The sequence below is a fragment of the Helicobacter sp. genome (genome assembly GCF_014799995.1).
GTDB lineage: Bacteria > Campylobacterota > Campylobacteria > Campylobacterales > Helicobacteraceae > Helicobacter_D.
On sequence record NZ_JAAVGY010000052.1, the window covers coordinates 1 to 8114 of the forward strand.

7 protein-coding genes are annotated in these 8114 nt (G+C 29.6%); 2 read left to right on the forward strand and 5 right to left on the reverse strand.

Going from position 1 to position 8114, the window contains the following annotated elements:
* From HDT10_RS07960 to HDT10_RS07970, 3 genes are all read right to left on the reverse strand, one after another.
* A partial coding sequence (locus tag HDT10_RS07960; protein ID WP_290882038.1) for a hypothetical protein occupies positions 1 to 534 on the reverse strand: 534 nt, incomplete at its 3' end.
* Positions 524 to 1207: a hypothetical protein gene (locus HDT10_RS07965; RefSeq protein ID WP_290882040.1), complete on the reverse strand. Its 684-nt coding sequence runs from the start codon at positions 1205 to 1207 to the stop codon at positions 524 to 526. The genes HDT10_RS07960 and HDT10_RS07965, both read right to left, overlap by 11 nt.
* A 237-nt stretch (positions 1208 to 1444) precedes the next feature.
* Positions 1445 to 1960, reverse strand: a complete 516-nt coding sequence (locus HDT10_RS07970) for an Hcp family type VI secretion system effector (protein WP_290882041.1) — start codon at positions 1958 to 1960, stop codon at positions 1445 to 1447.
* 149 nt (positions 1961 to 2109) lie between these two features.
* On the opposite strand from HDT10_RS07970, the gene tssM reads away from it, so the two are divergent.
* Together tssM and HDT10_RS07980 are read left to right on the forward strand one after the other, a co-directional pair.
* Positions 2110 to 5613, forward strand: coding sequence for a type VI secretion system membrane subunit TssM (gene tssM / locus HDT10_RS07975; RefSeq protein WP_290882052.1), 3504 nt, complete (start codon positions 2110 to 2112; stop codon positions 5611 to 5613).
* A gap of 1 nt (position 5614) precedes the next feature.
* On the forward strand, positions 5615 to 6502 hold the full coding sequence (locus HDT10_RS07980) for a hypothetical protein (protein WP_290882045.1): 888 nt from the start codon (positions 5615 to 5617) through the stop codon (positions 6500 to 6502).
* A 198-nt stretch (positions 6503 to 6700) separates the two neighbouring features.
* Here the strand turns inward: HDT10_RS07980 and HDT10_RS07985 are convergent, their stop codons facing one another.
* Complete coding sequence (locus HDT10_RS07985; protein ID WP_290882048.1) at positions 6701 to 7333, reverse strand: hypothetical protein; 633 nt, start codon at positions 7331 to 7333, stop codon at positions 6701 to 6703.
* Between the two features lie 130 nt (positions 7334 to 7463).
* The gene (locus HDT10_RS07990; protein ID WP_290882050.1) at positions 7464 to 7640 is read right to left on the reverse strand and encodes a hypothetical protein; all 177 of its coding nucleotides are present in this window, start codon (positions 7638 to 7640) and stop codon (positions 7464 to 7466) included.
* Positions 7641 to 8114: the final 474 nt, after the last annotated feature.

Below are 8114 nucleotides of genomic sequence, written 5' to 3' on the forward strand. Positions count from 1 at the left end.
CACATCTTCAGAACTTCTTTTTGGGTAAGGTTTAGAAGTAAATGTTGGCAAACTTTCATAAGCTACATAAAGGTCAATTGCAAAGCTACTCGTTACTTGTTTGGTGTTTTGATAAAAATTATAAACTTCATCTGCTGTGGATTTGCCAATCCAATTACCGCCAATCCAATTACCAAATCCCGCGCCAAATCCAACACAAATGTATGAGTAGGGAGATAAAAAAGGAACAACAGCACAACCTGCGCCCAATATAGTTCCACCAGCTGCTGCACCAATATTGCCTACAGCTATTTTATAGACTTCTGTAAAAACCTCTTTTTCTCCTTGTGCTTTAGCTATGGAATCAACATCATTTATCACACTAATTGGCTTTGGAGCTAATTTAATAGTAGTCTTACCCAAATTTGAAATGTCAAGATTCTTAGAAACCTCTTTAGCAGTAGCTTCTAAACCTGCACCTACTGCTCCTATGGTGCTTTTAACCTTATCTCCAAACTCTTTATAATTATTTTTGGTTTCATTGTTATCGCTCATTGTTTGCTCCTATTTTGGTAAAAAATCGCCTGTAAAATATGGTGTCTATTATAGTTACCAAAAAACCAATACTTAGCAATGGGCAAAATAATATTATTGCACTTTGCCAATAATCAATATAAAAAATCATCTCAAAGTAATCATCTATAAAATAAGTATCCCAATGCCCTCTCCTAGTATAACCAATCATTCCGCCATTAAGAAAGCCATAGGTAACAGACAACATCAAGGCATACGCACCAACCATTATGATACTATACTTGATAGGGTGTTTTACCATTTTCCCCACACCCCCAAGAGTCTCTACACCTTTTTGTGAATAAGGTCGCAACATACCATTTGCACAATATACAAAAAAATCTCTAAGAATTACTGCAAGCACTCCCACACCCACCACAAACATATACGAAGCATAAAACTTACAAAGTTCAGGAGCAAAGGTTTTACTCTCCATTAGTTTAATAGCGGGGATAAAATCCATAAAGTCTGTGAAGTATTTTAGATAGGGATACTTAGTTAAAATATCTAAGGGAAGTAAAAAGATAGTGAGAGAACAGAGAAAGTAAAACAAAATAGCAAAGATAAGTCTCTTTTTACTAAAGTGTTTGTTTTTAAGCTTAACTCTTAAATAAGCCCTAAATCTATTATAAGTTAAGGGTTTATAGGATTTCATCACTAAAAGATTGTATAGAAAAAAAATAAAAATGGAGCTGGTTGGCGGTGTGTCTTTCTATCATTTAAAATCTTTCAAAGTGTCATAAAAGCTTTTAATGCCCCGTTTGGTCTCCCACTCGTTATTCTGCATTCGCCGTCCGCTAATCCATCTTCATTGTTTTATGTTTCCTAATGTAACAGAAAAACCCTTTTATAATTTGCAAGCAATAAAATAAAAGGGTTATCTTTAATGGACTTAGGCGTTATTTCCTCTCCAATCATCACTTCCGCTTGTTCCTGCTACAACATGTTCCCAAATAACTTTTCTATAATTTAGTGAGACTTTAAAAAGCTCTGTTTTATCGTGATTCACTTTATCTTGAGCGTTGGGCATAATCAATTCAATATCTGTGATAATTGCGTCTTCTAGCTTTGTAGTGAAGAAATGTTCAGAATCCCCACTCGTTGAAGTTCTAAACCAATGCACTTCGACATTTGTTAATCTCTCTCCTTTAGTGAGAGCATTATAAAGTAATGGAACTGCCTTATTTAAAGAGCAAGTAAAGGCGAAAGGTTTATGCACTCTTTGACCTGATGGTTGTCCGCTTTGTTGATCTACTGGAACTGTTACGACATGAGAGACTTCTTGTGCCATAATTTCATCTTCGTGCCCTGTTTGATAACGATTACCAATACTTGCTTCTGTAGTAGCTCCACTTGAAATTAATCCTTGTGTTGAACCTTCAATTTTGATATAGGCTGGTTGTGCCATATAAATCTCCTTTTTAAATATTAGAATTATGAATATTAGCATTTTTTTAATTTTTTTAGAATAAGATAATAAAAGAGTTCAAAATATTTTTAGTGATTAAAATTTATGGAGGATATTTAATCGTTATGTTTAGTGGAATAATTCATTTTATGAAGTCAAAACTATTTTTATATATTTTGCTATTAAGCATACTCTTTATTGTAAGTCTTGCATTTTGGTTGTGGGGTTCTTTAATTGCTTTCAACGATATTTATATTTTTAGTAGCCCTTATTTAAGATTTGGCATTATTTTTATTATTTGGGTTTGTATCTTTTTATTCTTTCTGCTAAAACCAATCATCAACTTCTTTATTTCATTAAAAAGTGAAAAAAGAATGAAGTTAAGGATGCTACAAAAAGAAGCAGATAAATTTCTATATAGAGCAAAAAGAAATTTTTTCATTTCCCTAAAAGATGCTAAGGATACATGGAAAAAAGAAGTTAAGATAAAAAATATGCCCTTAGTTATTATTATAGGCAACGAATCTGCAGGAAAAAGCACCTTTATTAACTATTCTAATATTGAATGTCCTTTGAGTGATAGCCTTCAATCCTACAAAAAATTGCACCAATCAACACAAAACTTCGCTCTATATATTTCAAAACAAGGTGCAATCTTAGATACAGAGGGCAATTATTTCTCCCAAGAAGACTTTTTTAAGCCAGAAAGCAGTGATGAAATGCCTGAAGATGATTTGGATAAAAACAAAGACTATATTTTAAAAAAGAGCATTTGGAAAAACTTTTTAGGTTTTTTAAATAAAAATTTCTTCCACAGCAAACTAAATGGAATCATCTTGATAATAGACACTCTCAATTTTATCAACAGCCCAAAAGAATATTCTTACAATCTTATGCGGCACTTGACAAAGCGGGTTTATGAGTGCGAAAGAACTTTAAACTTAAAATTGCCTATTTATATAGTGTTTTCCAAAATAGATTTAATTGAGGGCATGAAAGAATTTTTTGAAATTTACAACGAAAAAGTTGTCAATAAAACTTTTGGAATATCTTTTAAGGATAAATTGAGACTTGATGAATTGAATAAAGGCTTTAAGGATATTAGCGATTCTCTCCTCTTTAATTTTATGAACAAAAATACTCACTTACATTCTCTTGAAGATAAAAATAAAGCCTATTGGTTCTTAAAGCAGATGGATAATTTATTTGCATTGGTGGGCGAATTTCTCATTGAACTACAAAATGAAAATGCACAAAAAAATAGCTCTTATTTGCGTGGGGTTTATTTTGTAAGTGCATATCAAGAAAATATACCAAGAAACTATATTCTTGATACGATATGCGCAAAATATAGCATCAAAAAAGCATTAGGAAAAGTAACTCCTATCTACAACCATCAAAGTTATTTCGTAAAAACTCTCCTTGAAAAGGTGATTTTCAAAGACTATTCTTTAAGTAGAATAAAAAGTGCTTTTAAAAGAGTAACTTTGCTCAGTCTTGTTGTGATGATATGTCTTATTACTTATTCATTTTCTTATTATTTTATTAGCAAAAACAATTTGGAAAGGGAAAAAAGTGATATTGTTTTAAATTCTTTGGAAATGCTATTGACTGATTTAAAATACGATACAATGAGCATAGAGCAAAAAGCAATCCTTCTAATACAACTAAGAAATATTTTATCCTCTTATCCAGAACTCAACAATAAACCAAGCTTAATGGAATATCCAACTTTAAACCTATCCTATAGGGCTTTTAAACAAGCAAATGACTTCTATTATGCCATTAATGAAGATGTGCTAAAAAATACCCTTATTAAAGAAATGGAAAATATATTGCGAACAGATACCAAGAATGATAATATCCTTAAAACATTGTATATGTATAAATCTTTATTTGAAACAGAATATCTCAATACGCAATTATTGAAAAAATGGATTAATGAAAACTGGAGCTATTTGCAAAAATATCAAATTTCACAAGAAAATTTCTTAAATGGAGTTGATAGTTTTAAAAATACAAATTTCAACACCTTTAGCATAGATGAAAGAAGCATTACTGCAAGCTTTGAAAAACTTCAAAACACCAACCAAACACAAAGAATTTATATTTTACTAGATTTCTTAAAAAGTCATCAAGTAAAAGAAAAATATTTCATTTCTCAATATCTTGGATATGCTCAAAATAGCGTATTTGCAAACAATAAAGAGCAATTTATTATAGATAAAATTTATACCAAAGAAGGAATGGTAACTTTTTTAAATAATCTTAATGCAGAAGTAGATCACTCTATTAACATAGAATCTTGGATGTTAAATAACGATACAACACCACTTGAAAATAAAAACACCCTTATCTTGGGTATATTAAAGCTGTATCTCAATGAGTATCAAACCAAATGGCAAGAGCTACTTGCTTCTTTAAAACCACAAAATTATAAAAGCAAAGAAGCAATGCTTAATCAACTTGATATTTTAGCAAAAAAGGAAAATCCGATTCAGTCTTTAATCAGTATTGTTAGCAAAAATACAGATATTAATGACGCTTTTTTGTTGAGTGAGGCATATAAGCTAGGTTTGAATGCTGGTGAAATTAAGGCTAATTTTACAAATATCACAAATGCTTTTGCCGCTTATCATAGAATCGCTAATGAAGATTCTTTATTAAAAAGTGGGGCTTCTGCCGTGGGTTTGAAATTTGATAATGAAAACATAATGGAGATTTTAGGCAAAGATATTGCAGATGTTAAAAATAAAATTGTAAACTTTACTACAAATAGTAATTTGAATGTAGAAGATAGAATCTCTTACGCTCTTGGAAACTTAAAAGAAGCAGATGATCCATTTGCTGCTTTTAATGACGATATTAAACAAATGCCTTTTGAACTAAGGCAATACTATGAAATGCTTTCTGCTTATTCTTGGAATTTTATAGAAAACAATGGAATCGCACTCTTTAATGCTGCGTGGAAAAATGAAGTATATACGCCTTTTATAAATGATATTGCCCCTTTTTATCCTTTTAATCAGGACAGTATGGAAGACCTTAGTATAGATACCTTTAAGAATTTCTTTGGAAGAAATGGAATAATCAATAGTTTCTACAAAAAATATCTCAACGATATTTTAGTAAAAAGGAAAAATATATATTCTATTAATCCGCAATACAAAACCAAATTAAATTTTTCTGGAAATTTTTTAAACTTTATTACAAAAACTGCCAATCTATCCAATCTAATCTTAAGTCAAAATGATAATGTAAAGGTGCATTTTACCATCAAGGCACTTGATTTGAGTGCGGACTTTTCACATATTGATATTTCTTATTTGAATCATCCCATAGTATATGATCATACTTTAAAAACACAGCTTAATATCATAGCAGATCAATTCACACCCGCCACCATTTTGAATCTTAGTGCTTATAATTATGGCTCATATCAGGTAAGCTATGAAAATTCCTATAAAGGCGAATGGGCGTGGTATAAATTTATTAAAAAAGCAGAAAACAATGGCAAATATACTTTAAATTTCAACAATAATGAAAAATTGTATTTTGATTTTGAATTGGTAGATAGCGAAAAAGATATTATTGCTATTATGCGGCTTTTAGAGGATTTTAAAATTGTAGAAAATATTATAGGTGGAGAGTAAAATGGAAAAAGAAGAAATTGGCGTGATTGTTGAAAACACACAAGATTGTGAAAGCAAGAAGTATGCACATATTTTCAACGAAGAAGGGGGCTTTATTGGAAGCAGCTTTGATAATGCTTTTTGCCTACAAGATACACAAAACAAAATTCAGGATAAACACATTCAAATAACTTTCGAAGAGGGATGTTTTGCATTAACACCGGTTGAAAACTGCATTGTTCATTACAACAATGCGTTTTCTAGTATGGAGGGGGGATATGGAACGATTATCAATTTAAATGATACCGTTAAAATAGGTGATATTGTATTGCGCTTTGTAGATCCAAAAAGTGTTAATGAGGATATGCTTAAGAAAAGCAATATACTTAAAGACCTGCAAAAGCAACCTCAAGAGGAAGAGAAACCCATAAGACCAAAAGGACAGATAAGTGTTAATTTTAACGAAAAAGAAAACATCAAAGAGTTAATTGATTCCAAAAATACATACGATTTTTTAGAAAAGAAATTTGATGATAGCTTTTTAAAACAAATGCCTAATGTCAATACAACCGCCTTTGATTATAACAATATTTTAAAACTGCTTGATAAAGGCTTTAAGGAAATTCAATCTAATCAAAAAAATAGTAAATTCAATGATGTTTATGAGGACTTGACCCTAAAAGACTTAGAGGGAATTATCGGGCAAGTTCCTCTTATTAAATCTACTAAACTTATTAATCTTTTAGTGTTAAGCTTAATCAGCAAAGAGCTTTATAGTCCGATATTTGAGGAAATGGAAGAAGATATGTTTGTCAAATATCTTAAAATCGCGATACAAAGCAATGTAAAAGAAGAAAAGCATTTATTTGAAAATTTAACCATTAAAGCATTAGAAAAGTATAGAAAATAGGGTTTTATATGCAATTTTAAAGATAATTATGAAGTTATTATCCAAAAAATCTTTAGCTTAAATATAGAGAAACTTTAGAAATATAAATTATTGCTTTTATCACAACTTGCCACACTTGAAATCTACCCAAGAAATATAAGTAAAAACTTCTAACTCCATTTGTCTTATCACTAGAATGGCTTATAAAATTTTAGGAAACTACTGAACTTTGTCCAATTCTATTTGCAAAATATTAATTTCATCTTCTTTATCTTGTATATTTTTTGGGCAAAGCTTTACTTTATTTGCTCCAATAGGCGTTAAGACGGCAAAATATCTTATATTATTTTCAGAATAATCCCAAATTTCATCAAATTCCAAATAGTTTGCCAAGCCGTAATCTTTAAAGTTACACTTTTTATAAACTAATTTTAAAAATTTTGGAATTTTGTTAATAATAAAAAGTATTTTTGCTTCTTCCTTTAAAGAACTAATGCTTAGTTCCTTAACAATATTCCCTTGATATTCCTGTTTGATAATATCTAATAATTTTGTATTGTCAAAATCCTTTAACATACTCAAATCTATATCTATTTCTTTTTCTAATTCTAGCTTTTTAAAAGAATATTTTATTTTTTTATCATTCGTTTGAGGCAGTAAAGCATTTAACTCATCATCGCTTTTGACAATCAATTTTGCTATACCCATAATTTGAATATTCAACTCTAATATAGAGTGAAAATCTTCTTTAGAAAAAATATTGTCTATGCCCTTTTTAATATTATTTGCATCCAATTTCTCATCAGAAAAAAATTGCATAAGCCTATTTAAAAATATAGGTTGAGGAAGCATTTTTCTCCTTTGGCTTTTTGTTTCCTTTGGTTAATCTTTATGGGAAAATTATAGCAATATGCGCTTAAATTACCTTTTGTTTTTGATAAACTACATTTTCTGTTTTTGCATACCAATTTCAATGGATAAATTATTTAATTTTAAATATCATCAAATAAGCTTGATTTTTTGCATTGTTAATGAATTTATTATTTTTGACATCAAGTTTATTCATAGGGTCATTTTTCTTGATGAAACGTTTAACTTTATTGTTGTTTTCATAGGCGAATATTAAGTCATTTTCGTCTTTATATCTGTTTGCCAACACTTCATCATCGTATTCCTCAAAAGGAACATTTCTGTCATAAACATTAATCCCAAAATTTATTAACTCGTCTTTAGCTTTGATAAACTCTTTTTTGTCTTGAAATTACCACAAGAGATTTATAAGCCTTATATACTTTAATTTCGCAAAATTCTTTAAAGCTTAGAATCTTTTTGTCGGGAAAATTCGCCAAAAATCTTACTAAATCCTGCACAGCTTGAGAACTTAGATTAACAAGTAATTTTGCAAATCCATCATTATATGCGAATGAGGATTCTGTGTATAATCTTTTAATACAATCTTGAATTAATTGTTAGAACAAAAATAGCTACAACCCCGCCATTGCTTTTTGCATATTTAAAACGATTGTAAGATTGTAAAATTATCAAGCATTTTTCATACTCCAAATATTAATTTGATTATTCTATTTAAATAAAACTTAAAAATAATATTTAAATATTATCAAAACAAACTCCC

Bases quoted from the DNA above. Each gene is read 5' to 3' on its own strand.
- tssM (WP_290882052.1), top strand. From the start codon at position 2,110: ATGAAGTCAAAACTATTTTTATATATTTTGCTATTAAGCATACTCTTT.
- HDT10_RS07980 (WP_290882045.1), top strand. From the start codon at position 5,615: ATGGAAAAAGAAGAAATTGGCGTGATTGTTGAAAACACACAAGATTGT.
- HDT10_RS07985 (WP_290882048.1), bottom strand. From the start codon at position 7,333: ATGCTTCCTCAACCTATATTTTTAAATAGGCTTATGCAATTTTTTTCT.
- HDT10_RS07965 (WP_290882040.1), bottom strand. From the start codon at position 1,207: ATGAAATCCTATAAACCCTTAACTTATAATAGATTTAGGGCTTATTTA.
- HDT10_RS07970 (WP_290882041.1), bottom strand. From the start codon at position 1,960: ATGGCACAACCAGCCTATATCAAAATTGAAGGTTCAACACAAGGATTA.